The organism is Pseudomonas sp. GW823-FHT02E01, from assembly GCF_058797535.1.
Map to the genome: position 1 here is coordinate 218667 of NZ_JBXAJS010000010.1, position 18287 is coordinate 236953.

An 18287-nucleotide genomic window follows, 5' to 3' on the forward strand; every position below is an offset into this window, starting at 1 on the left:
CCGCAGCGCCTGCGTTGAGCCAAGGATTCTCAGGTGCTCAGGCGACTACGCAACAGTTTCGCCATCTCCTCCAGGTCCGCCATCGGCTGATGCCCGATCAGCATCCAGGCGTGTTCCATGTCAGCCCAATACACGATGTTCAGCTCGCGCCGCTGTTCCCGGGCGAAATGGCGGCTGCCGCTGTTGGAGCGGGTAACACACAGCGCCATGGGGCCGTGGGCTGGATCGAGGTAGGTGATCTGGGCGATGGGTGCACCGTCGTACTCGAGGATTTGCGCGCGCTTGAACTCGGCACGGGGCAGGCTCAGTTTTGCCGGCGCGAGGTTGAGGCCCAGACGCGCATCGATCGTGCGCAGTTGTGCCCGTTGGGCAGCTTCATCGCCGGGCAGGTGATCCAGGGTTTCCGGCACATAGAGCGCCATGTAATCGGCCACCAGGCCGCGCCAGCTATGTGACTGTTGGCTCGCTTGCCAGCCGAGGAACAAACGGTCCGCCAGCACGCCGCCGGCCAACAGCCCGGCCGCGGCGGCCAGGAACCAGCGTCGATTGAGCCCGGGGCGGGCGGGTGAGGGCATTGTGGCGAGCATGGTTTGCAGGCGATCGACCGGCGCCTGTCGGGTCAGTTCATCGTAGGCGTCCTTGAACGGCAGGCTGCTGCGATCCAGCCATTGCAGGCGCAGGCCGAGCATCGGGTCGGCGCTGATGGCCGCGTCGATGCGCGAGCGCTGCTCGGCATCGAGTTGGTTGTCGAGGTAAGCCACCAGTTGTTCGTCCGAGGGTATCGCGTTCATCAATGTTCTCCTCGGTTAGGGGTGGGCACCGTGTGCAACGGTGGATATTCGGCCAGTTTCGCCCGAGCGGCGGCCAGGCGACTCATGACGGTGCCGATGGGCACTTGCAGCACCTCGGCGACTTCGCGGTAGGACAAGCCTTCGACATAGGCGAGAAACACCGTTTCGCGCTGGGCCTCGGGCAAGGCATCGACGCGGCGGATGACCTGCGCTGCCAACACGTGGGTTTGCGCCACGGATTCTCCATCGAACGACAAGGCCTGATCGGCGTCTACCTGGCCCTGCCCCTGGCGCACCCGTCGGGCGCGGACTTCGTTGAGCCAGATCGAATGCAGAATGCTCAGCAGCCAGTGGTCCATGCGCGTTCCCTGCACGTATTGTCCGGCCCGTTCCAGCGCCCGCAGGCAAGTGGCTTGCACCAGGTCATCGGCGACATGCCGTTGCCGGGACAGCAGCAGGCCGTAGCGCCATAAACGCGCCAGATGCTGGTTCAGTTCCGTTCGTATTGCCTGATCGCTGGCGATGGCGACCTCCGTCCGCTCGGGTTGTCAGGTTTTCGATGAACCGTTGATGGCTTCGGCCAGGTCCTGGTACTCCTCGCACTGGGTACTGCCACAGATGGATTCGATCTGCCGCAGTTGCTCCTGTGCAAGATCCAGCCGGCCTTTGACCACATAGGCTTCGCCGAGGTATTCGCGGACCTGCGCATATTGCGGGTCTAGTTTCACCGATTGCAGGTAATAGCCGATGCCTTCGTCGGTACGTCCCAGTTTACGCGTGGCGTAGCCGCGATAGTTCAACGCTTTTGCGGTATTTGGCTGTTTCAGTGTGTCGAGCAGGGCTAGGGCTTCTTCATAACGCCCGTCCTTGGCCAGTCGATAGGCATAGTTGGTACGGTCTTCGTCCGGCACCAGGCTACTGGTCTGTCGGACGCAACGTTTCGATTTGCTATCGAACACCTGACCTTTCGGACAGTTGGGTCTGATGGGCGCGTCGTCGTCCCCGCCACCGCCGTTGGCCAGGGCGAGGGAACCGGACAACGCAACGGCCAGCAACAGAGGGGGCGTCAGAACAGCAAAACGAATATTCATGGGCTTTGCTCCAGAGCTTCATGGGTTCAGATCAGGACGCGTCCCGCCAGACGCAGTGCAAGGTTGATGTGACGAGAACACCGCAGCATGAACAATTATTCGTTACGCCCTGATGGTGTTTTCAAGCAAAACTCATATCGGGGCGGATGCATGGTTTTTGTGCCTTGTGCAGCGTTGTGTGCGCTGAAGAGTCCCTGTGGGAGCGAGCGTGTTCGCGACGCGGAGTGTCATTCAACTTTGATTTCGACTGATACACCGCTATCGCGAGCAAGCTCGCTCCCACAGAGGATTTGTGCCGGGCACAATTACTGTGTTCGCCAATGTAGCCCTGTGGGAGCGAGCAAGCTTGCTCCCACAGAGGATTTGTGCCGGGCAAAATTGCTGCGTCCGCCAATGTAGCCCTGTGGGACCGAGCCTGTTCGCGATGAACGATGACGCGGTATCAACCCAGCAAACGAATCGGAGCACCCGCCGACCAGGCCTGAATGTCCTCGATCATTTGCAAGAAAAACAGCCGGTAGTTCTGTTGGCTCACGTACCCGACATGGGGCGTCGCCAGTACATTGTCCAGGGTCCGGAACGGATGGTGGGCGGGCAGCGGTTCCTGCTCGAAGACGTCCAGGGCGGCACCGGCCAGCCGTTGTTTCTGCAGCGCCTTGATCAGCGCCGCTTCATCGACAATGGGGCCACGCGCGGTGTTCACCAGCAGCGCCGAGGGCTTCATCCAGCCAAGGGCTTGTGCGTCCACCAGACCGCGGCTGCGCTCGCTGAGCACCAGGTGCACCGACAGCACGTCGGCCTGTTCGAACAGTTCCTGTTTGCTGACACGGGTCACACCGACCTGCGCCGCACGTTCGGCGGTGAGGTTTTCACTCCAGGCGATGACACGCATGCCGAACACCTGACCGAACTGCGCGACTCGCTGGCCGATGCTGCCCAGACCGAGGATGGCCAGTGTCTTGCCATGCAAGTCGCCACCCAGGCCTTGTTGCCATTGGCCGGCGCGCAGGGCATTGGCCTCGACCACCAGGTTGCGGGTCGCGGCCATGATCAGCGCCCAGGTCAGTTCCGGTGCGGCGTGTTTGTAGCTGTCGGTACCGCTGACCTGAATACCCAGCGCGGCAGCGGTTTTCAGGTCCAGGGCCGCGTTGCGCATACCGCCGGTCACCAGCAGCTTGAGCTTGGGCAAGCGCCTCAGCAGGTCTTCATCGAAGCGGGTGCGCTCGCGCATCACGCAGATCACCTCGAACCCGGCCAGGCGCTCGGCCAGGGATGAGGTATCGGTGGGGTAGTCATGGAGAAAACTTACCTCACCGACGCTGTCCAGTGCCGACCAGTCCACTACATTGCGCGCCACATCCTGCCAATCATCGATCACTGCAATCTGCACAGGCATCAGCCTTTCCTCTTCAATGCACGGGGTTGGTCTTGCTCAGCCAGGCGAGCAGGGCCTGGTGGAATCGGGCCGGTTCTTCCATCTGCGGCGCGTGGCCCATGCCAGGGAATTCGACCAGCGTGGACTGGGGAATCAGCCCGGCTATCTGTTTGCCGAGGACGTCGTAGTGCCCGATCTTCGCCTTGACCTCGGGAGGGGCGATGTCACTGCCGATGGCGGTGGTGTCGGATGTTCCGATCAACAGCAGGGTCGGCATCTTCAGGTTCTGGAATTCGTAAAACACCGGTTGCGTGAAGATCATGTCGTAGATCAGTGCCGAGTTCCACGCGACTTGCGTATGTCCCGGGCCTTTGTTCAGACCGGCGAGCATGTCGACCCAACGATCGAACTCCGGCTTCCAGCGACCGCCGTAATAGGTGGTGCGTTCGTAGTTGCGGATACCCTCGGCACTGAGTTTGAGTTCGCGCTCGTACCATTGATCAACCGTGCGATAGGGCACACCGAGGGCTTTCCAGTCTTCCAGGCCGATGGGGTTGACCAGCGCCAGTTGCTCAACCTGTTCGGGGTATTGCAAGGCATAGCGAGTGGCGAGCATGCCGCCGGTGGAATGCCCCAGCAGGGTGGCTTTCTGGATACCCAGCGCCTTGAGCAATTGCTGGGTGTTCGTCGCCAGTTGCTGGAAGCTGTACTGATAGTGCGCCGGTTTGCTGGAGGTGCAGAAGCCGATCTGGTCCGGGGCGATGACCCGATAGCCGGCGGCGCTGAGGGCTTTGATCGAGGTGTCCCAGGTGGCACCGCAGAAATTCTTGCCGTGCATCAGCACCACGCTGCGGCCATTGGCCTTGCCGTTGGCGGCGACGTCCATGTAACCCATTTGCAGGGATTGGCCCTGGGAATCAAAGGCGAAGTGCTTGAGCGTGTAGGGGTAGTCGAAACCTTGCAACTCGGGGCCGTATTGCGGCCCTTCGGCGTGGGCGATGACGGGCAGGACGGCGGTCAGTAACAGGCTGGGTAACCAGCGGGAGAAGGGGCACGACATCGGAGAGCTCCATGGGAATCCGCCTATATTGGATCGACACGATTAGGGCGGCATTAATCACAGGCAATCGCCGCCCTTGAAGGTTCAACCCATCCAGCCCAAAGTCGCCAACGCCAGCACGCTGTAGCGGGCGCCTTTGGCCAGGGTGACGATCAGCAGGAAGCGCCCCAGCGGCTCGCGCATGACCCCGGCGACCAGCGTCAGCGGATCGCCGATCACCGGCAGCCAACTGAGCAGCAATGACCAATGACCGTAGCGTTGGTAATGAAGCCGGGCCTTTTCCAGATGCCGGGGGCTCACCGGAAACCAGCGTCGGTCGTGGAACCGCTCGATCCCGCGCCCCAGCCACCAGTTGATTAGCGAGCCCAGAACGTTGCCGAACGTTGCCACCGCCAGCAGTGCCCAGAGCCAATAGCGATCGCTGAGCAGCAGTCCGACCAGCACGGCTTCGGATTGCAACGGCAGCAGCGTGGCGGCACCGAATGCCGCGAAAAACAATCCGAAGTACGCGCCGGACATCAATGGGCGGGGTAGTCCGCAACCACCACGTCAGTGCCGTCCTTTTTCAGGCCGATGACCTGATAGGCATCGCTCATGCCGTCCATTTCCATTCCGGGCGAACCCATGGGCATGCCGGGGGCCGCGACGCCCAGCAGATCGTCGCGTTTGCTCAAGGCCAGGACCTGATCGGCCGGGACATGGCCTTCAACGAATTTGCCATTGATCAATGCGGTGTGGCACGACGCCAGGCGTGGCGGCACGCCGTGCTGTTGCTTGAATTCGCTCATGCTGACTTCTACGTGGTCATCGACCTTGAAGCCATTGGCCTCCAGGTGGGTGATCCATTTTTTGCAGCAACCACAATTGGCGTCGCGATGAACCTCGATCGGAATGAGGTCGGCGGCCTGGACCAGGGAAGACATGAACAGGGCGCTCAGGGCGATCAGACGCAGAGGGTTTCGCATGGGATTCGTCTCGGCTAACGGGCAAAAAAACGCATTCTGACCATTTTTATGGGTCAGGCATTCAAGGAGTGTTTCCAGTTGCTACAAGATAGGCCATTCAATGATGGTAGATCAACGCTGTCAGGGAGATGAGGGGGACATTACAAAATTGTCAGCTTGAAATGTGGAGGGTAAGTATTGGTATTGATATAAACCAACTATCCGCCCTGTACGAAAAGTCTGAAAGACTATTCATCAATCTTCCGAAGTCCAATAAACATGAAGTTTTACAGCATGTATCTGAATTGTACGAAAATTGTTAAAGCGCTGAATTAAAGTTTGGTGGCGTTAGTGCTCCGGCCGATACTTCTGACCCTCTAACTTGATCAAAAAGAAGGAGTTTTCAATGACTATCGGTTATACCGGCGCCTGGACCCCGAAGGCGGGCCTGTTGGTTCGAGATACCGCCAGCAGATCAAAGCCTGTTCCCCAGAGCGTCAAGGTCAGGCAGATGCTTGACCTGGTGGGCAACAATCCAGTTGAACTGGATACAGTCAAGATGGACAAGATGAAATTGCGCAAGCAGATGAAGGGTTTTGATCCCACTAATATTTCAGTCAAATCCATGGGCAGTCTCAGTGTCTTACTGAAAGAACGCGGCCTGATCAGTGATGTGACGGCCGTCACGCTGAGCAATGCCGGTGACAAGTTCGACCGGTTTGGCATCAAGGACCCTGATGCGAAGTTCAATGCGCTGGAATATTTCGCGACGCAACTGGAGAACATCCAGAACAACAATTTGAAGGGTAACAAGTACGCCAATTACTTGGTTCCCGAGTTCAAGAAAGCGATCTACGTGCTGCAAAACCTGGAAACTTATGGCAAAAGCAACGGCCCCATGGTGAGGCCGGGCACTGTTCTCTCGGACGAAGCCTGACGCCCTGTTGCCCGGCCCGCCCGGTTCATTGAGCGGGCCGGCGACCCTTAGCGGTCGAGCAGCTTCATGACTTCTTCCGGATAACGCAGGCCAGCGGTGGCATTCGCCGCAAAGACCGCTTCCAGCGTGTGCAGTTCTTCGGCGCTCAGCGTCACCTCCAGAGCGGCCACGTTTTCTTCCAGGTATTTACGTTGCTTGGTGCCCGGAATCGGAATCAGGTAATCACCCTGGGCCAGTACCCACGCCAGCGCCAGTTGGCCCGCCGTCACGCCTTTTTCTGCCGCCAGCGCTTGTACCTGTTGCACCAGCAGCAGGTTTTTCACGAAGTTTTCGCCCTGAAAGCGCGGGCTGAAACGACGGTAATCGTCGGCCGCGAAATCATCCGGGCTTTTCAACGCGCCGGTCAGAAACCCTCGGCCCAATGGGCTATAAGGCACAAAGGCGACGCCCAGGCGTTGGCAGGCCGCCAGGCAACCGTTTTCTTCCTGATCGCGGCTCCACAACGAGTACTCGCTTTGCAACGCACTGATCGGATGAACCTTGTGCGCTCGTTCCAAGGTCGCCGCCGAGGCCTCGCTCAAGCCCAGATAACGTACCTTGCCGGCACTGACCAGTTCGGCCATGGCACCGACGGTTTCTTCGATGGCCACCTGCGGGTCGATTCGGTGTTGGTAATACAGGTCGAGGGTGTCCACGCCCAGGCGCTTCAACGTGCCGTCGATGGACTGGCGAATGTATTGCGGCCGACCGTTGACGCCACGGGCGGTGGGGTTGGCCGGATCGCGGACGATCCCGAACTTGCTGGCCAGGAACACCTGATCGCGCTTGCCGGCAATGGCCTTGCCGATCAGCTCTTCATTGGTGTGCGGGCCGTACATATCGGCGGTATCGAGCAGGTTGACGCCCAGTTCCAGCGCGCGATGCAGGGTGGCCGTGGCTTCGCGGGCGTCGGTGCCGGTGGTGTAAAAATCCGGCAACTGGAGGAGGGGCGTTTGTGTGAAGTGCTGAGGGAAGTGCCGCCACCGGGCATGCCGATGACGGCGCTTTATCCGCCGCACCGCCAGTTATCCCGGCGGGTGCGTGTGTTCGTCGATTGGTTGGTGGGACTGTGCGCCCAGCCGGGCAATGACTTTTACCGAAAGGATTCAGGCCGTTGAGCCACTGTTAACGATGTGGGTAGTAACCTGGTCCGCCATGGTTGGCATAGTGATCGTGATGCCAGCCCCCGTGGGGGAAAACAATGCATCCGCTCAGGGTCAGGATGGCAAGCAGGGGAATCAGCAATGTGATTCGACGCAACATTTGAAAGTCCTCATGGTTATCGCCGTAATGAAGCCAAAACTCTTCATCGGCTGTAACATGAGACCCCGCTTGTAGCCGCTTATCCCCGAAACAGGGTAAGCGCTTGGCATGCGCGTCGATACAAACCGGATACATTTTCAGATTCAGGAACCCGCAATGACTCAGTCGCAACGTTTGAAATACTCGATTCTGATCTCCCTGGTGGTGCTGGGGATCATGTTTGGCCTTTCCTGGTTGCAGAACACCGGCGTCATCAGCGAAAAACTGTTCCAGTACATCGCCATTGGCGTGGCGGTGGTCGTGGTGGTCATCAATGGCGTGATGCGCCGCAAGGTCAAAGTCTGATCATTCGATCATCGGTTACGCAAAATGGCAGCAGCCTGGGGATGCAGGCTGTAGCTCTTGTCGGGGTTGAGGACAATCACGCCTTCGCTGCACAAGCGCTTCAGCACTTCACGCACGCTGAGAAAGGACAGGGGAATATCCAGGTCCAGCAATTGGCTGTGCACGCCACGCACGCCAAGGCTGCGGTCGTTTTCGGCGGCCGTCAGCAGGGCATCGATGACTTTCAGGCGGATCAGACTGGTTCGAAGGCCAAAGCTTTTGAGCAGGACCCTGATCCGCTCGTTGCCGTGGCGATCGGTACGCGGCTCGAATACGCCGACTCCCATGGAAGTACCCTTTGGCGCGTTGCTACCGTCCGTTGGCAGTTGCGAGTTGTACATTGCAAAACTCCTTTCAGAGCCTGATCAGGAAAAAATGGGCGCTCTTACAGCATTAGACGTATGAGCAGCCCGAATCATGAAGGCTCGAATGTAGAAATTTTGTCGCCATCGCGTGATCAACCTGTCAGACCATGGGGCGTTGCGCAGTAATCTCTAAAATTTTTGTAGTGAGCTTCGTCCCTACAGGGAGGCCCGGTGCGCGTGGGTATGCGCAGCCGTGACCATCGTTTTTTCGATCAGGAGCGAGCGTGATTATTTCCAGCCAGTTAACCAGGTTGAGCCTGGTGGGTGTGACTCTGGGGTTGAGCCTGGGGCTGAGCCTTGCGGCGAGCGCGAGCGATACGCCTGCGCAAACGAGCGCCGAGATCCGCCGCACCGGTTTCGGCGTGCCGCACATCCGCGCCGACAACGAGCGCGGGCTCGGCTACGGTATCGGCTATGCCTACGCCCAGGACAACCTGTGCCTGTTGGCCAACGAAATCACTACGGTCAACGGTGAACGTTCGCGGTATTTCGGGCCGGATCAGTTCACCGTCGAAGAGCGCGAGAACCTGGCCAGCGATGTATTTTTCACCTGGCTGAACACTCCGCAAGCCGTCGCCGGTTTCTGGCAGGCCCAGACCCCGCCAGTGCGTGAGTTGGTCGAAGGCTATGTGGCGGGGTACAACCGCTCCTTGAGCGAGCGTCGCGTCCAGGGATTGCCGCCGCAGTGCCAGGGAGATTGGGTGCGCGACATTACCACGTCGGATCTGGTCAAGCTGACCCGGCGCCTGTTGGTCGAAGGTGGCGTCGGCCAGTTTGCCGAAGCCCTGGCCGGTGCCACGCCGCCCCAGGCCGTGGCCCGGGCGTCGAGCGCACAGGCGGCGTTCCAGGTGGCCGCTACGCGGATGCAGCGTTTTGCCCTGGACCGTGGCAGCAACGCCGTCGCGGTCGGCAGCGAGCGTTCCTTCAACGGACGCGGCATGTTGCTGGCCAATCCGCACTTTCCGTGGGTGGGCGGCATGCGTTTTTATCAGATGCACCTGACCATTCCCGGCAAACTGGACGTGATGGGCGCGGCGTTGCCCGGCCTGCCGGTGATCAACATCGGTTTCAATCAACATCTGGCCTGGACCCACACCGTGGATTCGTCCAGGCATTTCACGCTGTATCGCCTGCAACTCGATCCCAAGGATTCGACCCGTTACCTGCTCGACGGCCAGTCCTTGCCGATGGACAAGCAGACCGTCAACGTCAGGCAGGCGGACGGGCAGGTCCGGGCAATTTCCCACGAGGTCTACAGCTCGAAATTCGGTCCGGTGGTGCAATGGCCGGGAAAACTGGATTGGGATCATCAATACGCCTACAGCCTGCGCGACGCCAATCTGGATAACGACCGGGTTCTGCAACAGTGGTACGCAATGAACCGCGCTGAAAACCTCAAGGATTTCCAGGCTTCGGTGCACGAGATCCAGGGCATTCCGTGGGTCAATACGCTGGCAGCGGACGATCAGGGGCAGACGCTGTACATGAACCTCTCGGTGGTGCCCAACGTCAGTGTCGACAAGCTGGCGCAATGCAGCGATCCGCGCGTTGGCTTGCAGATGATCATTCTCGACGGCTCCAACAGCGCCTGTGCCTGGGACATCGACCCGCAGGCTGCACAACAGGGTATCTATGCTGCGGACAAGCTGCCGCAGTTGCTACGCAAGGACTTTGTCCAGCACTCCAACGACTCGGCATGGATGGCCAACCCGGCGCAACCGCTGACCGGCTATTCGCCGTTGATCAGCCAGGACAGTCAGCCACTGGGGCTGCGCTCGCGCTTTGCCCTGGACCGTTTGAGCGCGCTGGCCCAGGCCGGCAAGGTCGAGGCAGCGGACTTGCAACACATGGTCATGGACGATCGGGTTTATCAAGCCAGTCTAGTGATGCCGGACCTCCTGCAATTCTGCGCGGCGGACCTCGGTACCGATGCCAAAACGCTCGCGCCACTGTGCGCCAGCCTCAAGGCCTGGGACCGCAACGCCAACTTGGGCAGCGGTTTGGGCTTTGTGCACTTCCAGAATGTCATGGAGGCGTTGGAGTCGGTGCCGGACGTATGGCGTGTGGCATTCGATCCGCGGGATCCGCAACATACCCCACGGGGCCTGGCAGTCGATCACCCGCAGGTGGCGAAGGCGCTACGGGCAGCGATGCTGGCTTCGGCTGAACAGGTCAAGGCGGCAGGACTCAAGCCGGACAGTCGCTGGGGCGATATCCAGGTGGTCAGCAGCGGCGGACAACAGACACCGATCCACGGCGGGCCGGGAACGTTGGGGGTCTATAACGCCATCCAGAGCGTACCGCGCAGCGATGGCAAGCGCGAAGTGGTCAGCGGCACGAGCTACCTGCAAGTGGTGACCTTTGACGAAAACGGACCGCAGGCCAAAGGGCTGCTGGCATTCTCGTTGTCCAGCGACCCGGCCTCGAAGTATTCACGGGACCAGACGCAAGCCTTTTCCAGGAAGCAATGGAGCGTGCTGCCTTTCACCGAGCAACAGATCCTGTCCGATCCGGACTATCAGGTGCAGACGATCCGCCGGCAGGATGCAAAAGTGGCCGCGCAGTAAGGTAGTGGGGTTTCGCATGAATGCTGAAGGCCGCATCCGCAAGGGTGGCGGCCTTTTCAGCTTTTCGGGGAGATTTGCGGAATCGCGTTGACCACCAGATTGCCGTTCTGGTTACGGGTCAGGTAGACCGGCAGGACCCGCGGCAAGGACTTTACCAGGCCGTTGATCTCTTTGATGTTGTAGATGCCGCCGATATGGATCGAGCCGGTGCTGTGGTCAGCCACCATCAACGGTTTATCCAGGTAGCGATTGATCAAGGGCAGCGCATCGCTCAAGGCCAGATCGTCGAGCACCAGCTTGCCCTGGCGCCAGGCCAGCGAGCTGTCATTGTCATAGGTCTGGCTGATGCGGGGAATGAAGTCGCCGCGGCGATAACTGGCCTGCATCGCCGGGCCAAGGCGCAAACCATCGCCTTGCAGGTCGGCGTTGCTGCTGACCAGTACCGAACCTTCGATCAGGTTGACCTTGACCTGGTCTTCATACATCCAGACGTTGAATTGGGTGCCGGTCACGCGAATCCGGCCTTCGGCGGCCTTGACCACGAAGGGGTGGCGGGTGTCATGGCTGACCCTGAAGAAGGCTTCGCCTTTATCCAGCGTGACTTGCCGCTGATCCTTGTAGTTGCTGTACGTCAGCTCGCTGCCCAGGTTCAGCTCCACCTGGCTGCCGTCTTTCAACGTGACGGTACGCACATTGTCGGTCGCTTCGAAATGCTGGTACGCGTTCGGTACCCAGCCCAGGTGCCAGCCGCCATAACCGGCCAAAGGCAGTGCCAGGGCACATACCGCCGCGGCAATGGCCAGGCGGCGCCACGGGGTTTCGGGTTGGCGGCGAACCAGCGGCACGACGGGTTCGGGACGAGGCAACTCGCCGGCGACATCCCAGATCTCCAGCATCGCTTCGTACTCGAAGGCATGGAGCGGATGTGCATCACGCCATTGCTCGAACGCCTGGCGCTCTTGCTCGGTGCAGTCACTGGCGTGCAGACGCATGCACCAATGCGCGGCAGCATCGGTGATAGCGTCGAATTCGGCTTCCGAAAGTGTGTGGTCGGTCATTGGCCCTTCCTGATTTCCTGCATTCTAACCTTGGGGGAAGTCTGCGAGAACATCAGTCATGGCATTTAACCATCAATGTGTTGTTTTTTTTCAACGCATCGCCTTTGGAACATCGGTTGTCGAATAAACAGTATCCATAGGGTGCGTGAAAAAAACATCAAGTCAAACACCGTTGTGCTGCGCAGACCCGGGGATCTGCGCGTTGTTACGCCGCGGTCAGGTTTCAGCGGTCGGAGTGACCGGCACCGGGTCCAGTTGCCGGCCCATTTCGCAGATCAAAAAGGCGATCGAGTCGGCATTGTGCAAAATGACGTCGGTTCGGAACTTCGATTCCTGCCTGTTTAAAAAAGCTTCCCGTGCCTTATCCATGGTCTGGCTGCCCGTCAGCCGTAGAATGGCCTTGCCAATGTGATAAGAATCCGGAATCGAATCCAGGCTGATCCAGGATTGCAGGCCACTGTTCCAGCGTGCGAACAGTTCCTCTTTCGGCGTTTTCATCGATAAGGCTTCTCGCTGGAAATCCAGCTGAGACTGTTTCTTTGCCGCGCCATAGCCGGTGACCGACGCTACCAGATCGCTGAACGGCAGCCTGGCCTCAAGGTATGCAATGTCCACGGCCCCGGAAAACAAATGAGCGAATTCGTGTATCAGGGTCGCGGCCTGGCTGTGGCCGTCGACATCGAAGGGCTGTGTCAAGCTGGATTTGTACCAGTCGAGTTGTTGATTGAAGAATTTTTCCGTGAAATGCACATTGCGCTGGAGATCCTTGTCCACGACAAACGCGACGAGGTTGTCCTTCGGGTCCCGGCTTGAACCCACGATAAAGCGTTGCGAGTTCATCCAGTCTTCATCGGGATCGACCAGCGCGTTGCAGACGGGGACGATGGCCTGTTTGATTTTTTCGAGCAGTGATTTGTCGACCTGACCAACATCAAAGAACTGTTTGAGGAAGGTATCGAGCCGTGTGCCCGGGACGAGTTTCCTGAGTTGCACCAGATTGTGCAGGCTGTTGAACGCATAATAACGAGCCATGTCGATGGCCTGCACGATCATGCGGGCTTTAGCGGGATGCTTTGCCCGGATTTCGTCCATCCCCCGGGCCTCGATGTTCAGGACCGCCCGCGCAACATAGGCGTTGGCATACTGATTGTGCATTTTCGAGACGACTTTGCCGAAGTGAACGGTGTGGAAATCCGGGTCGATGACCAATTGTTTGTCAGGAGTAATCGTTAACACGGGGCCTTCTTCCTTGCCTTTGATCATTCTCCAGACCGCTCCGGTCTTGTTTACGCCGTACACCTTTCCGGCAATGGCGGCGCAGGTTTTCTTGCTGCCCGCGTCCAGATAGGTGCCGTCAGTGCTGTTTTTCGCCAGGTCCTTGAGTTCAACCGTGGTTTCGAACGGTTGCAGCCGGGTGCGCATTGCTGCTGTCGACCGAATCTTCGACCAGGGTTGAGCGATCACGGGGGTGACAGCCGGTGGAGCAACGGCTTCGCCGGTTTCCTGGGCGCTTTCGCCCCATCCATCAAGTGACAGCCGGCCCAATGACAGGATTTGCGCCGTCCCGGCAATAAACTCGCGCAACGCGGTCATCCAATGATGGTCCTGCAAGGCTTCGGCCGAATTGAGGGCATCCTTGTAGGCCTTCCAAAGAAATTGCACGTACGCGAGTTTGCCCGGCAGCAGGCTTGAAATGCGCTCGATGCCGGCGCCGAACAGGTGTTTAACGGCCTCCCAGTCCGACTGACCGCTAGCGTGTGACTGGCTGGCGAGCATCTTCACCAACAGTTGGGTGTTGTCATGGAACAAATGGGTGAGCAGGTTGCCGCCGATGGGGTTGGACGCAAGGGTGATTTCGCTCGACTGGCCGACGGTGGACTCCAACAGGTTGCGAAACACCGTTTGCTCACTGTCCGGCAGGCGACGTATCAACATGTCCTGCAATGGCCCCGGTGTGTTGAGTGCCGAAACAACGCTGGCCTCATTGTTGAATTCAACGAAGGGTGAACCACCCGGGTGGTAAGGGGCATAGAGGATTTGTGGGCCTGCCTTGCCCGAGCCTGGACCAATCAGGTACAGGCCCAGCGCCTTGACGGCGGCGGCGCCGGTTGTCTTGATCAGTTCCAATGGTCGGGCAATGGCGTGAGCACCTTCTACGGTCGCCCGGGCGATGGCGTCCGGCATGTCGAATACTTGCCGAAGCAAATCGAAAGCGCTGTCGGAAAGCCGTTGCTGCAGTTTCAGTTCGTGCGCGTGTTGCAGCAGTTGCCAGGGCAGTTGCTTGACGAAGCGCAACATCTTGCTTTCGACGTCGGCCGCTTGATTCGACAAGCTGTCCGTGACCTGTTTGGCGTAGTTTTGCGCGATGTCCAGTGATCGCAACAGTTGGCGGACAGCCGCCTGATCCAGATTCCGGGGCAGCGTTTGAGTGGTCGCCGACCCGACCTTGAACCCTGTGCCTTGCGCAATGTTGATGTGCTGCAAGGCGAACTCGGTGAGGCTCCGGGCGGGGCCGACCAGGGCCAGGTCCGGGGTGATTTCGATATTGTCAGGGTCCAGCGCTGTTGCGGGGAAGCGGCTGGCGAGCAACGATTTCAGTGTTTCCTGCACATACGACTTGAGGGGTTTGGTCCCGTGTAAATAGTCTTTGTCCTCAACAACGCTGTGGCGGTATTGCTCCAGCAGTTCAAGGTGCAGTCGCTGCTCTTGCAGCGGGGCCATTCCCAGCCAGGCGGGCAGGGACTGCTGCTGGCTGATCGCCCGGGCAATCGACGTGGCTCTTCCCAGGTTGGTGTTGAGGACCGTTGTGGTCAGGTCTTCAAGGGCTTTTTTCTGCTTCGTGTCGCTCAGGTCGAAAGTACGTACGTGTTCGCAGCGAGCCAAAAAGTGCTCGATGGACGATTGCGCGACCCGTTCCAACACAGACCCTTCAATCAGCCGCAACGGTCCCAGTGAGTAGCGTTGGTGAAAGACGCGCTGGGTCGGGGTCAGGTTTTCCAGCAGCGCCAGGCGTTGCTGCGGCTCGAGCAGGCGGCGGTTCAGTTCCAGCCGTGCACGACTGATGGTGTCAAAGACTTCCAGGCCCTCGGCGGGTGTCCATAGGATCGTCCGGCCGGAATGCGAGGGATCGAGTCCGCCACGCTCGGTCACGAGTAGACAATGGGCCAGGGGCAGGACATCCTGCTGGCCGGAGCGCTCCAGCGTCAACGAGTAGGCATCGGGTCGGAAACCCTTGAGTGACAAGCGGTTTTGCCGGTCGGGCTGGTCCGGGTTGAAGACTGTTTCGACAATGGCCCGATCCGCATCCCGCAATGTTGCACCAAGCACCCGCAGGCTGGCCTCGCCACGCAGGCCAACGGCAAGTGCATGGGCCAGGCGGGGTTTCATGTTTTCCAGATAGACCCGTTGCAAGGCCAGAGACGCAACCGGTTGTGCTGCAAAGTCCGCGTTGATCAGTGTTTCGATGTCGCAGAAGGTTTTGACGAAAGCTGCCGCCGTATCGGCCAGCACTGTGGAGGGATGCTGATTGCCGGATAACACGGGGCGTGTGCTCCAGCGTCCGCCGGCATCCAGCGTCAGCAGTCGCTCGCTGATCATCGAGCGGATATCCAGCGCCTTGTCGAACAGGGCGTGGATGTCCACGCTGCCGTCACTGTGACGGAACACCTGCAGGGCATATTCCATGTTCTGCCGTTGCTTGCTGATGATCCCGTCGAAGAGCTTGGGGAAGATCGCGCCGCCAATCACTTCCCCGGTCACATTCGGCCGGTCAAAACCAATGAAACGCTGGCGTTCATCCAGGCTCAGCAGACCATAGAGTTCATCCTCATGACCGGCCGCACTGAACTTGCTCAGTAACGTATCGCACAAGTCCTGATAGTTCTCGAGCACCTGCAGGCCTGCGGTGGGCGTGTAGAGAAACGCATTGCCGGCGCTGACCATCAGTGAGCCGGCCAACTCTACATAGTTGGCCTGGTACTCCCACAGACGCACGGTTTCGACCGTCATAGCTTTGTTCGTCCGGCTGGCCGTCGAGATCAACGCATGCAAGTCCTGGCTTTGCTCAGGGGTGATGATCCCGGCTTCGCGCTTGAGCAGCAGTTGTACCCTCGTCTGGTCGGCGATGGCCTGGCCGAAGAACTGGCGACGCGATGCACCTTCGGTGCTCGCCGCAGCCCAGAAACCTTCGAGCTGCCCGATCAGCAGGCCGATCAGTTGGCGCGAGATTGTCGTGACGGCTGTTTCCCAGAGTGGCTGGTCGGCTTTTGTCGGGGACTTTCCCGGATGGGAAAATTCATGGGACTGCCCGGATGGCCAACGCTGATGGCGATAGTGCAGGAGTACCGCGTCACTCAGGGAAAGGGTGTTGACCCAGCGTCGCGCCGGATGGCTTTCGCCCGCATTTTCTGGCGTTGTAGCCAGGTAGAAGTTCACTTGGGTCCGGCTCTGATCCAGACCGGGAAACGACGCCGCCAGACGTTGACTCAGCAATGTGTCGAGCAGAGAGGTCAGGGACGGCAGCGCTTTCAATTCGTCGAGCAGGGCCTGGTCGTTAAGTTGCTGCTGGGTGGAGAGGGTGTTGCGCTGGTCTTCGAACACGTCCCCGTCGATGGTTTGAAAGTCCAGTTCGATGTCGGTGGCGCCCACCACGGCCTTGCGTTGAGACAGCGCCATGAAGGCCAGCAGGTCGTCGTCTTCACCGGCCGCTTTGAGTTGCGTCATCAGCTGTTCGGTCAGGGCCGTACGGTCGGCGAACTTTTTTATTCCCGCGTACGGGGTGTAGAGAATCACGCCATTGTCATCGGGCGTCGCAGTCAGCAAAAAACTGCCGGCCAGCGCCACGGGTTCCAGTCCAGGGATTTTCAGCAGGATTTTCTTCGCCAGCATGGGCGGCGTCTGCTCGTCGCGCAGTGCCTGGGTGGCCAGTTCGATATGGCTGAACCATTCGAAGTCCCTTCGCGTCAGCCCGTGGGTTTGGCCAAGTTCTCTCCAGAGACCGCGCAACGTCAGCGCCTCGGGGAAAAACAGCGGAGTTAATGGTGTAGACATCGTCGAGTCTCGTTCTAGGTGCCACTCAAAGGCGCCTGTGGATTGAGCATCGAGACTAAAAGCCGGTGCGTTGACGCGGGTGGTAAATAGATAACGCACGGGTCGCGGGCGTTTGTGACAGGGATATACCTCATCGACCCTGAGCGAAAGGTTGACAGGTCGCACGCCGCGCGTTGTTAATCGGCGGGTCTTTGTACGCTGTTGCCCCCTCCAATAATTAGTCTGGAGCTTCAGATGTCTGCGCCACACGATCACGCCTCTACCGCGGTCCCGTCACACCTGTCACTCGAAGCGCTGAGCGCTTTGCTGGAGAAGATTTTTCTGCGTCACGGCACGTCGGTCGAGGTTGCCCGGGTGCTGGCGCAAAACTGCGCCAGTGCCGAGCGCGACGGCGCGCACAGTCACGGGGTATTCCGCATTCCTGGTTATGTTTCGACGCTGCAAAGCGGCTGGGTCAATGGCCAGGCCGTTCCGCTGGTCGAAGATGTGGCTTCAGGGTTTGTGCGGGTCGACGCCAATAACGGTTTTGCGCAACCGGCCCTGGCGGCGGCACGCGAGTTACTGGTGCAGAAGGCCCGAAGTGCCGGCATCGCGGTGCTGGCGATCCGTAACTCGCACCATTTCGCGGCCTTGTGGCCGGATGTCGAACCCTTCGCTGAAGAGGGCCTTGTGGCATTGAGCGTGGTCAACAGCATGACCTGCGTGGTGCCCCACGGTGCCGACCGGCCGCTGTTCGGCACCAACCCGATTGCCTTCGCTGCACCGCGGGCCGAGGGCGGGCCGATTGTCTTCGACCTGGCCACCAGCGCCATTGCCCATGGCGATGTGCAAATTGCCGCCCGCGAAGGTGAACGCTTGCCGGAAGGGATGGGCGTAGACAGCCTCGGCCAGCCGACCACGGACCCGAAGGCGATTCTCGAGGGCGGCGCGTTGCTGCCTTTCGGCGGGCACAAGGGCTCGGCGTTGTCGATGATGGTCGAGTTGCTCGCGGCGGCACTGACCGGTGGCAATTTTTCCTTCGAGTTCGACTGGAAGAACCACCCTGGCGCCAAGACCCCCTGGACTGGCCAGTTGCTTATCGTGATCGATCCGGACAAGGCGGCGGGGCAAAGCTTTGCCGAGCGCAGCCAGGAACTGGTGCGGCAAATGCACGGTGTCGGCCTGAAGCGTTTGCCGGGTGACCGGCGCCATCATCAGCGCGCCAGGTCACAGGTCAACGGCATTGAGCTGGATGCCCGGACGCTGGCGAACTTGCGGGAGCTGGCGGGGGAGTGATCCGTTAGATGCGCGGCAACCCCCTGTGGGAGCGGGCTTGCTCGCGAAGGCGGTGTGTCAGCAACTTGGATATTGGCTGACACACCGCC

14 protein-coding genes and 2 pseudogenes are annotated in these 18287 nt (G+C 59.7%); 5 read left to right on the plus strand and 11 right to left on the minus strand.

Going from position 1 to position 18287, the window contains the following annotated elements; genetic code table 11:
* Positions 1 to 29: 29 nt before the first annotated feature.
* The 7 genes from AC1RDQ_RS23390 to AC1RDQ_RS23420 all read right to left on the minus strand — a co-directional run bounded on the left by AC1RDQ_RS23390 (position 30) and on the right by AC1RDQ_RS23420 (position 5282).
* Positions 30 to 791 carry an anti-sigma factor family protein gene (locus AC1RDQ_RS23390; RefSeq protein ID WP_407515539.1) on the minus strand — a complete coding sequence of 254 codons (762 nt, stop codon included), beginning with the start codon at positions 789 to 791 and terminating at the stop codon, positions 30 to 32.
* Positions 791 to 1273: an RNA polymerase sigma factor gene (locus tag AC1RDQ_RS23395; protein ID WP_371318492.1), complete on the minus strand. Its 483-nt coding sequence runs from the start codon at positions 1271 to 1273 to the stop codon at positions 791 to 793. Before AC1RDQ_RS23395 ends, AC1RDQ_RS23390 begins: the two co-directional genes overlap by 1 nt.
* 66 nt (positions 1274 to 1339) lie before the next feature.
* Complete coding sequence (locus AC1RDQ_RS23400) at positions 1340 to 1882, minus strand: tetratricopeptide repeat protein (RefSeq protein ID WP_057714697.1); 543 nt, start codon at positions 1880 to 1882, stop codon at positions 1340 to 1342.
* Between the two features lie 442 nt (positions 1883 to 2324).
* Entirely contained in the window at positions 2325 to 3278 is a 954-nt protein-coding gene (locus tag AC1RDQ_RS23405; RefSeq protein WP_057714698.1) for a D-2-hydroxyacid dehydrogenase family protein, read from the minus strand.
* Positions 3279 to 3291: 13 nt separating this feature from the next.
* Positions 3292 to 4317, minus strand: coding sequence for an alpha/beta fold hydrolase (locus AC1RDQ_RS23410; RefSeq protein WP_492588264.1), 1026 nt, complete (start codon positions 4315 to 4317; stop codon positions 3292 to 3294).
* 84 nt (positions 4318 to 4401) lie between these two features.
* On the minus strand, positions 4402 to 4836 hold the full coding sequence (locus AC1RDQ_RS23415) for a YqaA family protein (protein WP_090455409.1): 435 nt from the start codon (positions 4834 to 4836) through the stop codon (positions 4402 to 4404).
* A complete protein-coding gene (locus AC1RDQ_RS23420; RefSeq protein WP_492588265.1) occupies positions 4836 to 5282 on the minus strand; it encodes a DUF411 domain-containing protein in 447 nt (148 codons plus the stop codon). Before AC1RDQ_RS23420 ends, AC1RDQ_RS23415 begins: the two co-directional genes overlap by 1 nt.
* Before the next feature lie 385 nt (positions 5283 to 5667).
* Here AC1RDQ_RS23420 and AC1RDQ_RS23425 point away from each other — a divergent pair, with 385 nt between their 5' ends.
* Positions 5668 to 6198 carry a hypothetical protein gene (locus tag AC1RDQ_RS23425; protein WP_057714702.1) on the plus strand — a complete coding sequence of 177 codons (531 nt, stop codon included), beginning with the start codon at positions 5668 to 5670 and terminating at the stop codon, positions 6196 to 6198.
* Positions 6199 to 6245: 47 nt separating this feature from the next.
* Here the strand turns inward: AC1RDQ_RS23425 and AC1RDQ_RS23430 are convergent.
* Positions 6246 to 7175, minus strand: a pseudogene (locus AC1RDQ_RS23430) (aldo/keto reductase); the annotation flags it as partial.
* Between AC1RDQ_RS23430 and AC1RDQ_RS23435 the strand changes: the two are divergent.
* A pseudogene (locus AC1RDQ_RS23435) lies at positions 7170 to 7355 on the plus strand (LysR family transcriptional regulator); the annotation flags it as partial. The pseudogenes AC1RDQ_RS23430 and AC1RDQ_RS23435 sit on opposite strands and share 6 nt — an antisense overlap.
* A gap of 301 nt (positions 7356 to 7656) precedes the next feature.
* Positions 7657 to 7845 (plus strand): hypothetical protein, encoded by a 189-nt coding sequence (locus AC1RDQ_RS23440; RefSeq protein WP_057714704.1) that lies wholly within the window; start codon positions 7657 to 7659, stop codon positions 7843 to 7845.
* Between the two features lie 8 nt (positions 7846 to 7853).
* Here the strand turns inward: AC1RDQ_RS23440 and AC1RDQ_RS23445 are convergent, their stop codons facing one another.
* Positions 7854 to 8225 carry a hypothetical protein gene (locus AC1RDQ_RS23445; RefSeq protein WP_057714705.1) on the minus strand — a complete coding sequence of 124 codons (372 nt, stop codon included), beginning with the start codon at positions 8223 to 8225 and terminating at the stop codon, positions 7854 to 7856.
* A 248-nt stretch (positions 8226 to 8473) separates the two neighbouring features.
* Here AC1RDQ_RS23445 and pvdQ point away from each other — a divergent pair, with 248 nt between their 5' ends.
* Positions 8474 to 10816, plus strand: a complete 2343-nt coding sequence (gene pvdQ, locus AC1RDQ_RS23450) for a bifunctional acylase PvdQ (RefSeq protein WP_492588267.1) — start codon at positions 8474 to 8476, stop codon at positions 10814 to 10816.
* 56 nt (positions 10817 to 10872) lie between these two features.
* On the opposite strand, the gene AC1RDQ_RS23455 is transcribed toward pvdQ, so the two are convergent.
* Together AC1RDQ_RS23455 and AC1RDQ_RS23460 are read right to left on the minus strand one after the other, a co-directional pair.
* Entirely contained in the window at positions 10873 to 11874 is a 1002-nt protein-coding gene (locus AC1RDQ_RS23455; RefSeq protein ID WP_057714707.1) for a FecR family protein, read from the minus strand.
* 216 nt (positions 11875 to 12090) lie between these two features.
* On the minus strand, positions 12091 to 16923 hold the full coding sequence (locus tag AC1RDQ_RS23460) for a dermonecrotic toxin domain-containing protein (protein WP_492588268.1): 4833 nt from the start codon (positions 16921 to 16923) through the stop codon (positions 12091 to 12093).
* A gap of 234 nt (positions 16924 to 17157) precedes the next feature.
* Here AC1RDQ_RS23460 and AC1RDQ_RS23465 point away from each other — a divergent pair, with 234 nt between their 5' ends.
* Positions 17158 to 18198, plus strand: a complete 1041-nt coding sequence (locus tag AC1RDQ_RS23465; RefSeq protein WP_492588270.1) for an Ldh family oxidoreductase — start codon at positions 17158 to 17160, stop codon at positions 18196 to 18198.
* Positions 18199 to 18287 lie beyond the last annotated feature (89 nt).